The sequence below is a fragment of the Streptomyces sp. 3330 genome, from assembly GCF_031456635.1.
Taxonomy (GTDB): domain Bacteria; phylum Actinomycetota; class Actinomycetes; order Streptomycetales; family Streptomycetaceae; genus Streptomyces.
Genome location: NZ_JAVDVA010000005.1, coordinates 324,288 through 341,333, shown reverse-complemented (window position 1 = coordinate 341,333; position 17,046 = coordinate 324,288). Strand labels below are relative to the sequence as shown.

The window sequence follows — 17,046 nt, the reverse complement described above, 5'->3', positions numbered from 1 at the left end:
CTGACGCACTTCCGGCAGGCCGGTCCACGCGAGCCGGCCCAGGCGCGTCTAGCCGAGAGCCTGCTGGAGGTCGGCGAGGAGATCGTCGATGTTCTCGATGCCGACGGAGAGCCGGACGAGGTCGCCGGGGACCTCCAGCGCCGAGCCGACCACGGACGCGTGCGTCATGCGCCCCGGGTGCTCGATGAGGGACTCGACGCCGCCCAGCGACTCGCCGAGGGTGAACACCTTGGCGCGGTTGCACACCTCGACGGCCGCCTCCTCGCCGCCGGCGACCTGGAACGAGATCATGCCGCCGAACGCCCGCATCTGCTTGGCCGCGACCTCGTGACCGGGGTGGTCCGGCAGGCCCGGGTACAGCACGTTCGTCACGCGCGCGTGCCGGGTCAGCATGTCGGCGACCTTGGTGGCGTTCTCGCTGTGCCGGTCCATGCGCACCGACAGCGTCTTGGCGCCGCGCAGCACCAGCCAGGAGTCGAAGGGCCCGGCGACCGCGCCCATCGCGTTCTGGTGGTACGCCAGCTCCTCGCCCAGCTCCGCGTCCGCGGTGACCAGCGCGCCGCCGACGACGTCCGAGTGACCGCCCATGTACTTGGTCAGGGAGTGCACCACGACGTCCGCGCCGAGCGAGAGCGGCTGCTGAAGGTACGGCGTGGCGAAGGTGTTGTCGACGACGAGACGGGCGCCCGCCTCCCGGGCGACCTGGGCGACGGCCGCGATGTCGGTGATGCCGAGGAGCGGGTTGGACGGGGTCTCCACCCACACGGCCTTGGTCTTGGGGGTGATCGCGGCCCGCACGGCGGCGGCGTCGCCGGTGTCGGCGACCGACCACTCCACACCCCAGCGGGCGACGACCTTCGCGAAGAGCCGGAACGTGCCGCCGTAGGCGTCGTTCGGGATCACCACGTGGTCCCCGGGGCTGAGCAGCGTACGCAACAGGCAGTCCTCGGCCGCCAGTCCGGAAGCGAACGCGAGACCTCGGCGGCCGCCTTCGAGGGCGGCGAGGTTCTCCTCCAGGGCGGTCCTGGTCGGGTTGGCGCTGCGGCTGTACTCGTAGCCGCCGCGCAGACCGCCGACGCCGTCCTGCTTGTAGGTCGAGACCTGGTAGATCGGCGGGACCACCGCGCCGGTGAGGGGATCGGCGGTGTTGCCCGCGTGGATCGCGAGGGTCTCGAAGTGCTGACTGATGTGCCTGTCGCTCATGAGCCCCGAGCGTAGTCCGCCCGCGGGCCTGTTGCGGGACGCCGGGAGCGCACGGACGCCGAGGGACGGAGACGCACAGCGGCAGACAACGGCGGACGCCCCTCCCCGACGCCCCTCCCCCGACCCTGCCCTCGCCCCTCTCCCGCCCGTTCCCTCGCCGCTCTCCCGCCCCTCTCCCGCCCCGTTCCCCGGCGGTCCCCACGACGTTTTTCCACAGGTTCGGGGGCGGGTTGGCCAATTGTCGGCGCGGTCTGGTTCGCTTGACGCATGGAGATTCTGTTCGTCCTCATGGCGCTGCTCATGATCAGCTTCGTGCTGCTGCCGTTCCTGCGGCGCAGGCGCGGCATGATCGAGCAGGTCCCGGCGGGCCACCCGGACGCCGCGGACCCCGAGACCTACGGTTTCGTGCGCACGGAGGAACTGGACATCCGCATGCCCGGCCCCGACCAGGACCTGCTGGACGTCCTGGACGTGGTGCAGCGCACGCAGGACTACCGGGCCGCGCAGCAACTGCTGGCCGGCACGGAGCAGGAGGGCGAGCTGCGCTGGCAGCGCGTCCAGGCCTTCGCGGGCGCCGCTGCGCTGGAGCTCCAGCAGCGGCCGGGCGGGGTCGCCGAGGCGCCGGGCGGACAGTGGCTGCGGGTGTGGCGCACGGAGGCGCCGAAGGACGCGGGCGGCGCGGCGGTCCACGCGGAGTTCCTGGTGCAGCAGGCCTGGCGGACGTCGACGCGGGGCACGGACGACTTCCGGATCATCATGGAGGAGGCGAAGGACGCCTGCGGCCAGGCGGCGCTGCTCTCCCCCGGTGACCCGATCCCGTACATCGTCGAGTTGTCGGTGGCCCGCGGTCTGCAGTACACGCAGAAGGAGTTCGAGCAGCTCTGGCTGCAGATCCTGGACCGTGCCCCGGCGCACATGGGGGCGCATCTGGCGGCCCTGCACTACTGGTGCGAGAAGTGGCACGGCTCGCGCGAACTGGCGAACGGGTTCGCGGAGGCGGCCGCCGCCCGGGCCCCCCAGGGCTCCCTGCTCGCGGCCATGCCGCTGTTCGCGGTCTTCGAGCACCTCCCCGAGGTGAACCTGGTCAGCGGCTTCTACCAGAGCGAGGTCGTCACGAAGGCGATGCACGGCGCGCTGTTCGCGGTGCACGCGGCCCGTCCCGACGACCCGATGCTGGCGCACGTGCGTCACCTGCTGATCTTCTTCCTGGTGCGTGCCGAACGCTGGTCGGAGGCGATGAACCAGCTCATACACGTGGACGGCCATGTGGGCGCCCTGCCGTGGACCCTCTCCCCCGACCCGGCCGGCGAGTTCGCGGTCTACCGGGCCCTGGCGGTGGCGGGCTACGAGGCGAACGGCGGCAGCCCGGCGACTCTGCCCCACTGACCCGGGTCCGTCCCCCGGCAGGCGGTGGGCGGGACTCTCCGCTGCGGCGGGGCGCCGGGGCGATCCGGAATCCGACGGGGCGCGTGCACGTTGACCGCTCCGCACAGCCCCCGCAGCCCTCGGCACCTCGGCACCCTGGAGAGCGCATGTTCCCGCACAGCCGCACACCGCAGCTCTTGACGTACGAACAGGCGCTGCCGGGCCGACCGGCGCCGGTGTACTCCGTCCTCGACCGTCACGCGGTCCTCGGCAACCGGCTTCTCGGCCCCTACCCCGAGGGCCTGGAGGTCGCGGACTTCGGCCTGGGCTGCTTCTGGGGGGCGGAGCGCGGGTTCTGGCAGCTCCCGGCGGGCGTGTGGACGACCCTGGTCGGCTACCAGGGCGGCCACACCGAGTACCCCACCTACGAGGAGGTCTGCTCGGGACTGACCGCCCACGCGGAGGTCGTCCGCGTGGTCTTCGACCCGGCGGTGATCTCCTACGAGAGCCTCCTGAAGACGTTCTGGGAGTCCCACGACCCCACCCAGGGCTTCCGCCAGGGCAACGACGTCGGCAGCCAGTACCGCTCCGCGATCTACACCCACTCCCCGGCGCAGGCGACCACCGCCGAGTCCTCCCGCATCTCCTACCAGCAGGCTCTCGCCGCCTCCGGCCACGGCCCGGTCACCACGGAGATCGGCCCGGCCTCGGCCCGCCCGTTCTACCCGGCCGAGACGTATCACCAGCAGTACCTCGCCAGAAACCCGAACGGCTACTGCGGGACCGGCGGGACGGGCGTGTCCTGCCCCATCGGCGTGGCGGGGGCCGAGGGGTGAGCACCGGGGCGACTCCCACCCGGCTCGCGGGCGTCGCGGCGTTACGGCGACGTCGGTAGTGCCGCCGGTATGACAGGTGTGACTTGTGTACCCATAGGGTGCAGGCGTGACTGCCACCTTGAGTTCCACGAGAACCCGCGCCGCGCTCCGTACGACGGCGCGGGCGTCCGTCGAGCTGCTGCTCATATTCCTCATGCTCGCGGTGACGTTGTGGATCGTGGGCCGGATGTGGTCGGTCGTCTGGCCGCTCGTGGTCGGCCTGCTGCTGACCACGCTGACCTGGCCGCCGACCCGGTACCTGCGTCGTCGCGGGTGGCAGCCCGCCCTCGCCGCGTCGGTCGTGACCGTGCTGTTCCTCCTGGTCGCCGTCGGCGTCGTGGCGCTGATCGCGGTACCGGTGGCGTCCCAGTCCGGCGACCTGACCGACGGCGTGGTCGAAGGCATCCAGAAGTTGCGCGAGTGGGCGGCCGGGCCGCCGTTGAACATCGGCGACGCCCAGATCGACAAGGCCTTCGACACCGGGGTCTCGCGGGCGCAGGACGGCCTCGGCAGCATGGTCGGCGCTGTCGTCACAGGAGTGAGCACCGTGGTGAACGGCCTGGTCACAGCCGTTCTGGCGCTCTTCCTGATGTTCTTCTTCCTCAAGGACGGCCCCCGGTTCCTGCCGTGGCTGGCCCATCAGCTGCCCGGCCGGCTCGCCACCGACGTGCCGGCCGTGGCCGCGCGCAGCTGGGACACCCTGGGGGCGTTCGTGCGTTCCCAGGCGGCCGTCGGTCTGCTCGACGCCGTCCTGATCGGCGTGGGCCTGTGGGTCGTGGGGGTGCCCCTGGTGCTCCCGCTGGCGGTGCTGACCTTCGTCTCCGCGTTCGTGCCGATCGTCGGAGCCCTGTTCGCCGGTTTCGTCGCGGTGCTCATCGCGCTGGTCTCCAACGGCCTGACGGACGCGCTGATCGTGCTGGCCGTCATCGTCGTGGTGCAGCAGCTCGAGGGCAACGTCTTCCAGCCCATGATCCAGAGTCGGGGGCTCGGCCTGCACGCGGCGGTGGTCCTGCTGGCGGTGACGCTGGGCGGCAGTCTGGCGGGCATCGTGGGCAGTCTGCTCGCCGTCCCGGTGGCCGCGCTGATCGCGGTGATCTGGAACTACGTGCGCGAGCAATTGCGGGAACCGTCACGTCCCGAGTCGGACACCACGGACGCGGGCGCCGCCGTCCCGTCGTAGGCGTCCCGGGGGACGAGCGACCCCGGCGAGGACGTGAAGCCGTCCGGTGAGCCGTTGACCTTGACACGGTGACAAGGCCTTCACTGCTGCCGAGGAGGTGGTCCCGATGACCATGACGACACAGGACGCGGATACGGCACGAGCGCTCCAGGCCCTGGAGGACGGGCGTCCGTCCGTGCGGCTGCGGGCGGCCATGGCGGTGGGCTCGACGCCGGATCCGCGCTTCGTGGACAAGCTCGTCGAGCGCTGCGCGATCGAGCCCGAGTTCTTCGTCCGCGAGACGCTGACCTGGGCGCTCACCCGCCACCCGGTGTCCCTGACGCTCCCCGGGCTGCTACGCGAGGTCCGCTCGGAGCGGGCGCAGGCGCGGAGCCAGGCTCTGCACACCCTGTCCAAGATCGGGGACCGGCGGGCGTGGCGGGCGATCACACCGGCGCTCCTGTCGGACGCCGACGACGACGTGGCGCGCAGCGCCTGGCGGGCCGCGGTCGTGCTCGTCCCCGATGGCGACGAGTCCGGGCTGGCCGCGATGCTGGTGGGACAGCTCGGGCGCGGGGAGCGGGAGACGCAGCTGAGCCTCAGCCGGGCGCTGGTCGCGCTGGGCGAGGCCGTCGAGCCGCTTCTGCGCGAGGCGGCGGCGAGCCCCGACCCGCGGGTGCGCACGCACGCGCTCGCCACGGAGCGGCTGCTGAGCGACCCGGAGACCGGATTCGACTTCGCGATCGACGAGGCGAAGCGCGTCGTCGCGCTCGGCGGGGCCGGCCAGGAAGGGCGATAGGACGTGTTGATCGGTGAGGTCGCGCGGCGGTCCGGGGTCAGTGCCCGCATGCTCAGGCACTACGAGTCGCTCGGCCTGCTGCGGCCTTCCGGCCGGACGGGTTCCGGCTACCGGGAGTACTCCGGCGCGGACATCCGGCGGATCTTCCACATCGAGAGCCTGCGGTCGCTGGGGCTGTCGCTGCGTGAGATCGGGCGCGCGCTCGACGATCCCGGCTTCGTGCCCTCGGCGCTCGTCGACGACCTCATCCGCCAGACGCGCCGGCGCATCGCGGCCGAGACCGAGCTGCTCACCCGGCTCCGCAGGATCGACGCCGCCGGACCCGGGGGCTGGGAGGACGTCCTCCAGGTCGTCGCCCAGCTCCAGGCGCTGGGGTCGACGAGCGCCGCCGCGCGCCAGCGGGCGGCCCTGTCCTCGGCCGACGGGGTTCCGGTGCCGGTGGAGGCCCTGGTCGAGGCGGTGCTGCGGGAGGCGGAGCCGAACGTCGCCGGAGCCCTGAGCTGGGCGCTGGCCCGCTCGGGCGAGGGCGGTACGGCGCTGCTGGCGGAGGGCCTCGGCTCACCGGTCGCCGCGGTGCGGGAGCGTGCCGTCCGGTGCCTGACCGAGATGCCCGGCGACGAGGCCACCGCCCGGCTGCGGGACGCCCTCGCGAACCCCGACGCGGTGGTGCGCGGGCATGCGGCCCTGGCGCTCGGGTCGCGCGGGGCGGCCGAGGCGGCCCCGACCCTCATCGACATGATCGTGGCGGGCCGGAACGACACCGACGCGGCCGACGCGCTGAGCGTGCTGGCGAGCGACTCGGCGACGGCGGACCGGATCGCCGCGGGGCTCGTCGACCGCCTCGCCCACGACGCCTCCGAAGCACCCGCGCGCGTACGGCTGACCCAGGCGCTGGCGGACATCCCGGGGGCCACGGCGTCCCGTGCCCTGCTGGAGCTGTCGCGGGACGGTGACCGTGCCGTCGCGCTGACCGCGGCCTACCTTCTCCGGCTGCGCGACGCACGCTGAGCCCGTGGGCGACCGCGGGGAACTCCCCCCCGCTCACCGCCGCCGGGACGGCTACGGCATCCGCGACCGGACCGGCCGCAACCGCGCCGCTCCGCACACGGCCGACGCGAACACGGCCGTTCCCGAAGGCGCCCGCTCCGGACACGCGCCCGCCCTCCGGGTCACCCGACGGTGAAGTCGGCCGCCTGCGTGTCCAGGGTCGTGGTGCCGTCCTTCGCGGTGGCCAGGACCGCGACGTGCCAGACACCGCGCGGGGACGCCTCGGCGTCGGCGCCGGTGACCGGGACGGTGTAGGTGCAGCGCGCGGCGTCCTCCCCCGAGGGCTCGCAGACGGCCTGTTCCGCCGCGGCCATCTCCCCCGCGGTCGGCTTCTTCTCGGCGAGAGCCGAGTTCTGCGGCCAGGCCAGGACCTTCACGCTCTTGACGCCGCCGGACGCGGTGACGTCGGTGACGAAGGTCAACGAGCCGTCGCGGCCGCCTTCGGGAGCGGCGTAGCGGGCAGTGCTGCCCGCCAGCCCCGGGGACTGCTCCCCGGCGTGGGCGAGCGCGAAGGCGCCGGCGCCACCGAGGACGACGACACCGGCGGCGACGGACAGGGCGATACGACGGGACATGGGATTCTCCGCTGTGACTCGGCTGGATCGGGCCGGCGCACCTCGACCGCGCCGTTGCACCGATGCTCGCCGCGCAGGGCCCCTCCGGGCATGAGCGCGCGTACTCAACTCGCCCTGGGTACAACGCCGTAGAGCCCCCTCCGCCGTGCGCCCCGGCGTCCGCCGCGGGGGCCTCGGTCGGCGTCGGACGCGCACCAGAGGGAGCGCGACAGCCCCGGTCGCGACCCTCCTCGCAGTGTGCGAGCCTGAAATCATGATCCGGGAACGGAGCTGGTCCGCATGAATCCGGTCACCGTGTCGCCCGTGCGTCTCGAGGCGTTTCTCGATCCTCGGTTGTCGCGATGGATGTGGCTGGTGAAGTGGTTTCTCGCCGTCCCGCACTACATCGTCCTGTTCTTCCTGTGGATCGCGTTCTCCTTCGTGACCTTCGTGGCGTTCTTCGCGATCCTGTTCACGGCCCGCTACCCCCGGGCGCTGTTCGACTTCAACGTCGGGGTGATGCGCTGGAACTGGCGGGTCGCCTACTACGCCCACACCGCGCTCGGCACCGACCGGTACCCGCCGTTCACCCTCGCCGAGGCGCCCGACTACCCGGCCCACTTCGACGTCGTGTATCCCGAGCGTCTGTCGCGCGGTCTGGTGCTCGTGAAGTGGTGGCTGCTGGCCATCCCGCAGTACATCGTCGTGGGGGTGTTCGTCGGCGACTGGGGCTGGGGCTGGGGCTGGGGCGGGACGGACCACTGGCACGGCGGGCTCGTCTACTTCCTCTCCTTCGTCGCCGTGATCATCCTGGCGTTCACCGGCCGGTACCCGGTGCACCTCTTCGACTTCCTGCTCGGCCTGGCCCGCTGGGTCGCCCGGGTGGGCGCCTACGCGGCGCTGATGACCGACGCGTATCCGCCGTTCCGTCTGGACATGGGCCCGCAGGACCCCCCGCCCGCGGAGCCGCCCCGGGCGCCGACGGGCGGGCCGGGGACGGCAGAGCCCGGACGGTGGGGCGGGTAGGGCCGGGACGGCGGGACGGGCAAGGGCCCCGCGGCTTCGGAATTCGGTTGCCCGCGGTCGTCCCGCGGGGGCTCAATGGCGGTCATGGCTGACATCCAGGGCTCCTACGACGACCTGTTCACCGCCGTGCCCACCGCGCTGGCCGCGCTGCTGGACGGCGGGGACGCCGGCGGCTCGGTGGCCGTCTTCGTGGACGGCGAGCCGGTGGTGGACGTGTGGGGCGGGTTCGCGGACGCGGCGCGCGGGATCCCCTGGCAGCGCGACACGATCGTCAACGTCTGGTCCGTCACCAAGACGATGACGGCGCTGTGCGCGCTGGTCCTGGCCGACCGCGGGGAGCTCGATCCGGACGCACCGGTGGCCCGGTACTGGCCGCAGTTCGCGGCGGCGGGCAAGGAGGCGGTGCTGGTCAGGCATCTGCTCTCGCACACGGCGGGTCTGCCCGACTGGGACGGTCCGGTGGCGGAGCTCTACGACTGGCAGGCCGCGACGGCACGACTGGCGGCGCAGGCCCCGCGGTGGGAGCCGGGCAGCGCGGCCGGGTACCACTCGCTCACCCAGGGATTCCTCGTGGGCGAGGTCGTGCGCCGGATCACCGGCCGGATCCCGGGTGAGTTCTTCGCCGACGAGATCGCCGGACCGCTGGGCGCGGACTTCCACCTGGGGCTGCCGGCCGAGCACGACCACCGGGTGGCGCTCGCGGTCCCGCCGCCGTCGCGGGACGAGGACTACATCGCCGGCGCGGCGCGCGGCGACGGGGCCCGGACCGCGCCGGGCACGCCGGGCGCCCCGACGGCGATCCGGCTCCGCGACGGCAACAGCACGGCCTGGCGCCGGGCGCAGATCCCGGCGGCGAGCGGCTTCGGCAACGCCCGCTCGGTCGCCCTCGTGCAGTCGGTGATGGCCTGCGGGGGTTCCGTGGGCGGGGTGCGCCTGCTGTCCCCGGCGGGCTGCGACCGGGCCTGGGAGGAGCAGTTCAGCGGCGAGGACCGGGTGCTGGGGATGCCGATCAGCTGGGGTCTGGGCTACGGGCGGTTCGGCGGCACCTACGGGTGGGGCGGCTGGGGCGGCTCGACGGTCATGATCGAGCCCGAGTCCCGCGCGGTGGTGGCCTACGTGACCCACCAGATGCGCGAACCGGCGAAGGACACCCGGGGGCTGGACATCCTGATGGCCGCCTACGACGGTCTCCAGGGGCTCCGGGCCGATGGCTGAGGCGCGAACCGGCACCGCCGGGCCGCCCTTCGTGAGTTACTGGCCCGAGTCGTCCATGAGCCCAGGGGGGAAGTGCGCGTGAGCAGCGGTACGAAGAGCAGGGGTGGCCGGGTGTTCCTGATCGGCGGCGGGTGGGAGGAGACGGCCGCCGACGTCGTCCACGGACCGTTTCTGCGCGCCGCCCGCGCCGCGTCGGGGACGGCGGGATCCGGCTCGGGCCCGGCGCCCCGCATCCTCTGCGTGCTCCTCGACGAGGGCGACGGGGCCGCCCAGTTCGCCCGGTACGACGTGGCGTTGCGCAAGGCCGGGGACTGTGTGCCGGTGCCCGCGCTGGTCCCGGTCGGCGAGCGGTTCGAGACCGGCACGGTGTCCGAGGACGTGGCCGGGGTGTTCGTCTGCGGCGGGCTCACGCCCGCGTACCAGGACGCGTTGGCCGAGGCCTCCGGTGCGCTGGCCGCTTTGCTCTCCGAGCGCGGACTTCCCTACGCCGGGTTCTCCGCGGGGGCCGCGCTCGCCGGGCGGGACGCGGTGGTCGGGGGGTGGCTGGTGGACGGCGTCGCCGTGTGTCCGCCGGACACCGCCGAGGATCTGGAGGAGCTGGAGGTCAGGCCCGGGCTGGGCCTCGTGCCCTTCGCGGTGGAGAACCACGCCGCGCAATGGGGGACGCTGGGGCGGCTGGCCGCCGTCGTGGCGGGCGGGCGGCTCGCGCACGGGGTGGCCATCGACGAGAACACGCTGGTGGAGGTCGGGGGCGAGGACGGCGACCGCCGTGCGCGGGTGGCCGGGCGCGGCCGGGCCCACTCCGTGCGTCCCGCTCCGGGCGGCGGAGTCCTCGTGCGGTCCTACGGCGACGGCGAGTCGTTCCCCGTGGCCTGACGCCCCCGCCCGGCGACGGGAAGGGCCCCCTGCGCGAGGCGCCGGGGGCCCGTTCACGGCCGGGACACCGCGAGACCGTCAGAGGTCCGCGAGGTCCGTCACCACGTCCTTCGCCAGGTACGTCAGATCGTCGACGCGTCGATCACGAACCGGTAGCGGACGTCGCTGGCGAGCACCCGCTCGTACGCCTCGTTGATCCGGTCGGCGCTGATCAGCTCGATCTCGGCGCCGAAGCCGTGCTCGGCGCAGAAGTCCAGCATCTCCTGGGTCTCCTGGATGCCGCCGATGCCGGAGCCGGCGAGGGTCTTGCGGCCGCCGATCACCGAGAACAGGTTGAGGGCGACGGGCTCCTCGGGCGCGCCGACGTTCACGAAGGCGCCGTCGGTCTTCAGCAGAGCCAGGTAGGCGTCCAGGTTCAGCGGGGCCGAGACCGTCGAGAGGATGAGGTCGAAGGTGCCCTTCAGCTCCTTGAAGGTGTTCTCGTCGCTGGTGGCGTAGTAGTGGTCGGCGCCCAGCTTCAGGCCGTCGTCCTTCTTGCGCAGCGACTGGGACAGGACGGTCACCTCGGCGCCGAGGGCGTGCGCGATCTTGACGCCCATGTGGCCGAGGCCGCCCATGCCGAGGATCGCGACCTTCTTGCCGGGGCCGGCGTTCCAGTGCTTCAGCGGGGAGTACGTGGTGATGCCGGCGCAGAGCAGCGGGGCCGCTATGTCGAGCGAGAGGCCGTCGGGGATGCGGACGACGTAGTTCTCGTCGACGACGATCTTCTGCGCGTAGCCGCCGTAGGTGGGCTCGCCGTCCTTGCCGACGGCGTTGTAGGTGCCGACGCTGCCGCCGGTGCAGTACTGCTCCAGACCGGCCTTGCAGTTGTCGCACTCACGGCAGGAGTCGACGAGGCAGCCGACGCCCACACGGTCGCCGACGGCGAACCTGGTGACGCCGGGGCCGACCTCGGAGACGACGCCCGCGATCTCGTGACCGGGCACCATCGGGAAGATCGCCTCGCCCCAGCCTTCCCGGGCCTGGTGGATGTCCGAGTGACAGATTCCGGCGAACTCGATGTCGATCAGGACGTCGAACTCGCGCACCGGGCGGCGTTCGATCGTCGTGCGCTCCAGCGGAGCCTTGGCGGAGGGTGCGGCGTACGCGGCAACGGTGGTCATGCCGGGGATCTCCTAGCGAGGGGTCGTGTTCCGGCCTGCCTTCGGGCCGGGTACGACGTCGAGCCTGCCCCATCTCACAAGAATCACCCAGGTCACGCCTCTGCGTATGTCCGCTGTGCCTACCACTGGTGGGGTCAGGCTCGTGTGCGTACGACCGGGAATACTGGACGGCATGGACGAACACCCCGAACCCCCCGGCGCCTCCCTGGACCGGCGCGCCGAGCTCAGCGAGTTCCTGCGCACCCGGCGGGCCAGGCTGAAGCCGGAGGACGTGGGGCTGCCCGACTTCGGCCGGCACCGCAGGGTGCCCGGGCTGCGGCGCGAGGAGCTGGCGCAGCTGGCCGGCGTGTCGGTGGCGTACTACACGCGCCTGGAGCAGGGCAACGGACGGAACGTGTCGGCGGAGGTGCTCGACTCCATCGCCAGGGCGCTGCGGCTGTCCGACGCCGAGCACGCGCATCTCACGCACCTGGCGAAGCCGAAGCACAAGAAGAAGCAGAGCGCCCCGCCCCAGCAGGTGCGGGGTCCGCTGCGGCAGCTGCTGGACACGATGGACTCGGTGCCCGCGTACCTCGTCGGGCGGCGTACCGAGATCCTGGGCTGGAACCGGATGGCGGCGGCGGTCTTCGGTGACTGGTCGGAGCTGCCGGCCGAGGAGCGCAACTGGGCCCAGCTGGTCTTCCTGCGCCCCGACTACCGGGACCTCTTCCTGGACTGGGAGCAGAAGGCGATCGACATCGTCTGCGCCCTGCGCATGGACGCGGGCTGCTATCCGGACGACCCGCGGCTGTCCGCGCTGGTGGGCCGGCTGTCCGTGAAGAGCGAGGACTTCCGGCGGCTGTGGGCGACCCACGACGTCAAGGAGAAGAGCCACGGCGTGAAGCTGCTGCGGCATCCGCTGGTCGGCGAGCTCTCCCTCAACTTCGAGGGGTTCAGGCTGGTCGGCGACGGCGAACTGACGATGGTGACGTACCACGCGGAACCGGGGTCGGCCTCGGCGGACGCGCTGCGGCTGCTGGCGAGCTGGGGCACCGACGCGACCCGGGCGGGGGCCGGCTCCCGGACTCCGTCGGTCTGAGAACCGCCCGGCGCCCCTCGGGACCGTCAGCCCTGGTACGGGGGCGCCGCGCCCCATCCCCAGGCGGGCACCGGCTGCTCGGCCGGCGGCTTGGCGTCGGGACCGGAGAAGTGGACGGCGAGCCGGGTGCCCCACTCCACGTAGGCGAGGAACGCCGAACGGAACTCGGCGTCGGTCGGCAGACCCGCCTCGTCGGCCGCGTCCTGGATGAGGTGCACCCAGCGGCGGCGCTGGGGCTCGGTGATGCCCCGCCCGAAGTGCTTGGCCACCATGTGGCTGTGGCCGCCCTGGGTAGCCGAGTAGTTCTCCGGGCCGCCGAACACCTCCGCGAGCCAGAGGGCGACGTGCTCGGCGTGCTCGGGGGCGAGGCCCGCGAAGACCGGAGCGAGCAGGTCGTCCTGGAGCACCTTGGCGTAGAAGGCCTCGGTGAGCCGGGTGAAGGCCTCGGCGCCGCCCGCCCAGTCGTACAGGGTGGGGACGGCGGAGCCCTTGCCGTGCACCGAGGTGACCTTGTAGTGCCGCATCTCGTCGATGTGCCCGACGTACGGGCGGATCTCCGCGAGGAAGGCGGGGAAGAGGTCGGAGGTGCGGAAGCCCTCGAGGTGGTCCTCGGTCGACGTCCAGGTGATCCGCAGGATGTAGTGGCCGAAGTCCTCCTCGCAGCGGGCGAGCTCGTAGTCGACGCAGTGCGGGGAGGCGGCGAGCTCGCGTGAGGCCCGGGTGTACGCGGCCAGGAACTCCGCGGACCGGTCCTCGGGGATCCGGTACCGGATGTACTCGACGGTGGTGCGGGGCGTGGGTGTCTCGGGTGCCGTCATGGGGCCACGCAAGCACGAACGGCCCGCCGGAGGCTCGTCTTCCGGCGGGCGTTCGCTCAGCGCTCAGCGAACCGGCGTGCGCGGCACGCGTCAGGCGGACGCCGCGTTCTCCTTCACCGTGATCTTGCCCTTGCGGATCGTCGCGACGCGCGGGGCCTTCTTCGCTATCGAGGAGTCGTGGGTGACCATGATGAACGTCAGCCCGTGCTCCTTCCACATGGTGTGCAGCACGTCCATGATCTCGTCGCGCATGCTCTCGTCGAGGTTGCCGGTGGGCTCGTCGGCGAGGAGCACCTTCGGCTGCTTCACCAGCGCGCGGGCGATCGCGACGCGCTGCTGCTGGCCGCCGGACATCTCGGACGGCAGGTGTCCGAGGCGCTCGCCCAGGCCCACCGACCGCAGCGCCTCGGCGGCCCGCTCGCGCCGCTCCTTGACCTTCACGCCGAGCGGGACCAGCGCGGTCTCGACGTTCTCCTGCGCGTTGAGCGTCGGGATGAGGTTGAAGGACTGGAAGACGAAGCCGATGTTCTCGCTGCGGACCTTCGTCAGCCTGGCCTCGGAGAGCTTGGCCAGGTCGACGCCGTCGAGGACGATCTCGCCCTCGGACGGCCGGTCGAGCGCGCCGATCATCTGCAGCAGCGTGGACTTGCCGCCGCCGGTGGGGCCCTGGATGACGAGCCGGTCGCCGTCCGGGATGGTCAGGTCGACGCCGGCGAGGGCGTGGACCGTCTCCTTGCCCCGGCTGTAGCGCTTGGTGACGCCTCTGAGTTCGTACATGGGGACAACAACTCCTGGTCTGCGGGGGGAGGGTGAGGGCGGTTCGGCTATTCGACGCGGCGCAGCGCGTCGGCGGGGCGCAGCCGCGAGGCGCGCCAGCCGCCGAACGCCCCGGCGATCAGGCCGCCGGCCACGGCGAGACCCACCGCGACGGCCACTGTCGTGGCGCTCACCGGTGCGGTCAGCGCCACGTCGAGGGTCTTGGCCGCCGTCTGACGACCGGGTCCGCCGAAGCCGCCGCCACCGCCGCCGGGACCGCCCTGGCCGCCACCGCCACCGCCGCCGCCCAACTGGGCCTGGAGCGTGGGGCTGATCGCGGTCACGGCGTAGGCGCCGGCCAGGCCCAGCGCGATGCCCAGGGCGCCGCCCAGCAGGCCGTTGACCATGGCCTCGCCGACGACCTGCCGGGTGACCCGGCCGGACTTCCAGCCCAGCGCCTTCAGCGTGCCGAACTCGCGGACGCGGCGGGAGACCGCCGAGGAGGTGAGCAGACCGGCGACCAGGAAGGCGGCGACGAGCACCGCGATGGACAGCCACTTGCCGACGTTGGTGGCGAGCGAGGAGGCGGTGGAGAGGGAGCCGGAGACGGTGTCCGCGAGGTCGGCGGAGGTGGTCACCGTGGTGCCCGAGACGTTCTTCTGGATCGTCGACTTGACGCTGTCGATCTTCTGGGAGTCGGTCGCCTTCACGTAGATCGTGGTGACCTTGTCCTTCGAGTCGCTGAGGGTCTGAGCCTGGGTCAGCGGAAGGTAGACGTTGGCGGCCGCGTCACCGCTGTCGGCGGTGGCGATGCCGATCACCGAGAACTTGACCTTGCTGACGGTCAGCGTGGAGCCGACCTTGAGCGACTTCTCCTTGGCGTACGCCGAGTCGAGGACCGCGACCTTGCCGTTGTTCTCCGTGGTCTTGAAGGTGCGGCCGCTGGTGATCGTCGAGGAGGTGAGCGGGCCGAGCTCGGGCTCGGTGACGTCGGTGCCGTAGACGGAGTAGCTGTTGACGTCGAAGTCGGCGCCGCCGCCCTGCACTTCACCCTGCGGCTGGCCGCCGTTGCCGCCGCCGTTGCCGCTGGGGCCGCCGCCCTGCTGGCCGCCGTTGCCGCTGTCGTTCTGCTGGAACTGGCCGCGGGTGAACTGGCCGTTGACCTTGAGGACCTGCAGGCTCAGTCCGCCGACCGCGTCGGAGACGCCGCTCTGCTTGCCGACCTTGGTGACCGTCGCGGTCGACAGGGTCTGGAAGCCCTGCACCATGACGCGGTCGGTGCTCTGCTCCGCGTCGGAGTCGTCGTCCTGCGCGTCGAACTGGAAGCGCGGCCGGTCCGACGCGCTCGCGGTGGGTGTGGCGGCCTTGGTGACCGTCATGTCCGTGCCCAGTCCGTACAGGGACTGCAGGACCTTGTCCTGGGCCTTCCCCATGCCGGACGACACGGAGGTGACCACGATGACCAGCGCGATGCCCAGCGCGAGTCCGGAGGCGACGACGAGGGCCGCTTTTCTGCGGCGGCGCAGTTCGCGCCTCAGGTAGGTGAAGAACATGGCCGCACGGTAGGGAGCGCGCGTGATGAAGGGATAAGGCCGAAATAAGAGAACGATGAGAAGGCTGTGATCCACCCCGGAAACACCGGTGCCGCCCCTGGGGGCGGCACCGTCAAGCTGTGGGCGGACTGTCGGAACCGGCCGCCGGAGTATGCGTCAGACGGCCGAACCGGCCTTCCACTGCGCCCAGTCCATGTTCCAGCCGTTGAGGCCGTTGTCCGGGGACACGGTCTTGTCGCCGGTGTTCTTGACCACCACGACGTCGCCGACGATGGAGTTGGTGTAGAACCAGTAGCCCGCCGTGCCCGAGTCGTTGGCGCCCTTGGTGTCGGACAGCCCCACGCAGCCGTGGCTGGTGTTCACCGAGCCGAAGATGGACTTCGCGCCCCAGTAGTTGCCGTGCACGAAGGTGCCGGAGTTGGTGAGGCGGATGGCGTGCGGCACGTCCTTGATGTCGTACTCGCCCTTGCCGTCGTCATCGGTGAAGCCCACGGTCGCGCCGTTCATGCGCGTCTCCTTGAACTTCTCCGACATCACCATCTGGCCCTCGTACGTCTTGTTGTCGGGCGAGCCGGCCGAGATCGGGATGGTCTTGATGACGGCGCCGTTGTGCGTGACCTTCATCTGCTTGGTCTTGGCGTCGACGTAGGAGACCTGGTTGCGGCCGATCTTGAAGGTGACCGTCTTCTGCTGGACACCGAAGACACCGTCGGCGCCCTCCACACCGTCGAGCGCGAGCTTCAGCGTGACGGTGGAGTTCTCCTTCCAGTAGTCCTCGGGACGGCAGTCCATGCGCTGGGTGGAGAACCAGTGGCAGACGACCTCCTGACCGCTGGTGGAGGTGACGGTGACGCCCTTCTGCACGGCCGCCTTGTTGGTGATCTCCTTGTTGAAGTTGATCGACACCGGCATGCCCACGCCGACGGTCGAGCCGTTCTCCGGGGTGAAGTTGCCTATGAAGCTGTTGTCCGGGGAGACCGTGGTGAAGGAGGCGTTCTCGTGTGCCACGAGGCCGCCGGAGTCCTTGGCCTCCGCCGCCACCTTGTAGGTCGTGGAGCGCTCGAGCTGCGCGGCCGGCTTCCAGCTGGTCTTGTCGGCGGAGAGCGCGCCCTCGACGGCCGTGCCGTCGGAGGTGGTCATCGTGACCGCCGTGAGCGTGCCCTTGCTCACCGTGACGGTCGAGTTGTTGATGGAGGCGTTGTCCGAACCGTCCGCAGGTGTGATCTTGATCTGGGCCTCGGAGGATTTCTTGGCCGCCGCCTCGTCGGCCTTGGCCTGCGAGGAGCTGCCTCCGCTGTCGGAGGCGTCACTGTCGCCGCCGGAACACGCAGAGAGCACCAGAACACCGCCGAGCAGTGCGGACGCGGTCATCAGACCTCGGCGCCGCCTACTGTCCGTCATCACACGCTTCTCCATCGTTGCCGAATACCAGAACCCAGAGAGTCCCCGTCAAGAACACCAACGCTACGACCGGTTCCCTCCGTTCCACATTCCCGAAGGTGTGGGGCACGCCACGTTCTCGGCGCGGCTGGTGCGGGTGTCGGTTCGTGCGCCTGTTG

At 71.8% G+C, this 17,046-nt stretch carries 17 protein-coding genes; 10 read left to right on the top strand and 7 right to left on the bottom strand.

Translation table 11 applies throughout. From position 1 onward, the window contains the following. Nucleotides 1-48: 48 nt before the first annotated feature. Nucleotides 49-1,203: a cystathionine gamma-synthase gene (locus J2X68_RS11720; protein WP_310432395.1), complete on the bottom strand. Its 1,155-nt coding sequence runs from the start codon at nt 1,201-1,203 to the stop codon at nt 49-51. A gap of 267 nt (nt 1,204-1,470) precedes the next feature. Here J2X68_RS11720 and J2X68_RS11715 point away from each other — a divergent pair, with 267 nt between their 5' ends. The 6 genes from J2X68_RS11715 (at nt 1,471) to J2X68_RS11690 (ending at nt 6,584) form a co-directional block, all read left to right on the top strand. Further along, on the top strand, nt 1,471-2,589 hold the full coding sequence (locus tag J2X68_RS11715) for a hypothetical protein (RefSeq protein ID WP_310432394.1): 1,119 nt from the start codon (nt 1,471-1,473) through the stop codon (nt 2,587-2,589). Nucleotides 2,590-2,870: 281 nt separating this feature from the next. Next, nucleotides 2,871-3,404 carry a peptide-methionine (S)-S-oxide reductase MsrA gene (gene msrA / locus J2X68_RS11710; RefSeq protein ID WP_399039772.1) on the top strand — a complete coding sequence of 178 codons (534 nt, stop codon included), beginning with the start codon at nt 2,871-2,873 and terminating at the stop codon, nt 3,402-3,404. Nucleotides 3,405-3,510: 106 nt separating this feature from the next. Next, entirely contained in the window at nt 3,511-4,623 is a 1,113-nt protein-coding gene (locus J2X68_RS11705) for an AI-2E family transporter (RefSeq protein ID WP_310432392.1), read from the top strand. Nucleotides 4,624-4,729: 106 nt separating this feature from the next. Further along, on the top strand, nt 4,730-5,401 hold the full coding sequence (locus J2X68_RS11700; protein WP_310432391.1) for a HEAT repeat domain-containing protein: 672 nt from the start codon (nt 4,730-4,732) through the stop codon (nt 5,399-5,401). 3 nt (nt 5,402-5,404) lie between these two features. Continuing rightward, on the top strand, nt 5,405-6,409 hold the full coding sequence (locus tag J2X68_RS11695; protein WP_310432390.1) for a MerR family transcriptional regulator: 1,005 nt from the start codon (nt 5,405-5,407) through the stop codon (nt 6,407-6,409). A gap of 4 nt (nt 6,410-6,413) precedes the next feature. Beyond that, nucleotides 6,414-6,584 carry a hypothetical protein gene (locus J2X68_RS11690; protein WP_310432389.1) on the top strand — a complete coding sequence of 57 codons (171 nt, stop codon included), beginning with the start codon at nt 6,414-6,416 and terminating at the stop codon, nt 6,582-6,584. On the opposite strand, the gene J2X68_RS11685 is transcribed toward J2X68_RS11690, so the two are convergent. Continuing rightward, complete coding sequence (locus tag J2X68_RS11685) at nt 6,571-7,023, bottom strand: DUF5707 domain-containing protein (RefSeq protein ID WP_310432388.1); 453 nt, start codon at nt 7,021-7,023, stop codon at nt 6,571-6,573. The genes J2X68_RS11690 and J2X68_RS11685 overlap by 14 nt on opposite strands. Before the next feature lie 279 nt (nt 7,024-7,302). Here J2X68_RS11685 and J2X68_RS11680 point away from each other — a divergent pair, with 279 nt between their 5' ends. The 3 genes from J2X68_RS11680 (at nt 7,303) to J2X68_RS11670 (ending at nt 10,119) form a co-directional block, all read left to right on the top strand. After that, the gene (locus J2X68_RS11680; RefSeq protein ID WP_310432387.1) at nt 7,303-8,028 is read left to right on the top strand and encodes a DUF4389 domain-containing protein; all 726 of its coding nucleotides are present in this window, start codon (nt 7,303-7,305) and stop codon (nt 8,026-8,028) included. An 84-nt stretch (nt 8,029-8,112) separates the two neighbouring features. Further along, nucleotides 8,113-9,243 carry a serine hydrolase domain-containing protein gene (locus tag J2X68_RS11675; RefSeq protein WP_310432386.1) on the top strand — a complete coding sequence of 377 codons (1,131 nt, stop codon included), beginning with the start codon at nt 8,113-8,115 and terminating at the stop codon, nt 9,241-9,243. A gap of 78 nt (nt 9,244-9,321) precedes the next feature. After that, entirely contained in the window at nt 9,322-10,119 is a 798-nt protein-coding gene (locus tag J2X68_RS11670; protein ID WP_310432385.1) for a Type 1 glutamine amidotransferase-like domain-containing protein, read from the top strand. A gap of 122 nt (nt 10,120-10,241) precedes the next feature. Here J2X68_RS11670 and J2X68_RS11665 read toward each other — a convergent pair whose 3' ends face one another. After that, complete coding sequence (locus J2X68_RS11665; protein ID WP_310432384.1) at nt 10,242-11,282, bottom strand: NAD(P)-dependent alcohol dehydrogenase; 1,041 nt, start codon at nt 11,280-11,282, stop codon at nt 10,242-10,244. 172 nt (nt 11,283-11,454) lie between these two features. Between J2X68_RS11665 and J2X68_RS11660 the strand changes: the two genes are divergently transcribed. Next, nucleotides 11,455-12,360 carry a helix-turn-helix transcriptional regulator gene (locus tag J2X68_RS11660; protein WP_310432383.1) on the top strand — a complete coding sequence of 302 codons (906 nt, stop codon included), beginning with the start codon at nt 11,455-11,457 and terminating at the stop codon, nt 12,358-12,360. A gap of 26 nt (nt 12,361-12,386) precedes the next feature. Here J2X68_RS11660 and J2X68_RS11655 read toward each other — a convergent pair whose 3' ends face one another. From J2X68_RS11655 to J2X68_RS11640, 4 genes are all read right to left on the bottom strand, one after another. Beyond that, complete coding sequence (locus J2X68_RS11655; protein WP_310432382.1) at nt 12,387-13,178, bottom strand: antibiotic biosynthesis monooxygenase; 792 nt, start codon at nt 13,176-13,178, stop codon at nt 12,387-12,389. Between the two features lie 90 nt (nt 13,179-13,268). Then, nucleotides 13,269-13,955, bottom strand: a complete 687-nt coding sequence (locus J2X68_RS11650) for an ABC transporter ATP-binding protein (RefSeq protein ID WP_054242539.1) — start codon at nt 13,953-13,955, stop codon at nt 13,269-13,271. Between the two features lie 47 nt (nt 13,956-14,002). Beyond that, entirely contained in the window at nt 14,003-15,487 is a 1,485-nt protein-coding gene (locus J2X68_RS11645; RefSeq protein ID WP_310432381.1) for an ABC transporter permease, read from the bottom strand. A gap of 156 nt (nt 15,488-15,643) precedes the next feature. Beyond that, complete coding sequence (locus J2X68_RS11640; protein ID WP_310432380.1) at nt 15,644-16,888, bottom strand: Ig-like domain-containing protein; 1,245 nt, start codon at nt 16,886-16,888, stop codon at nt 15,644-15,646. Nucleotides 16,889-17,046: the final 158 nt, after the last annotated feature.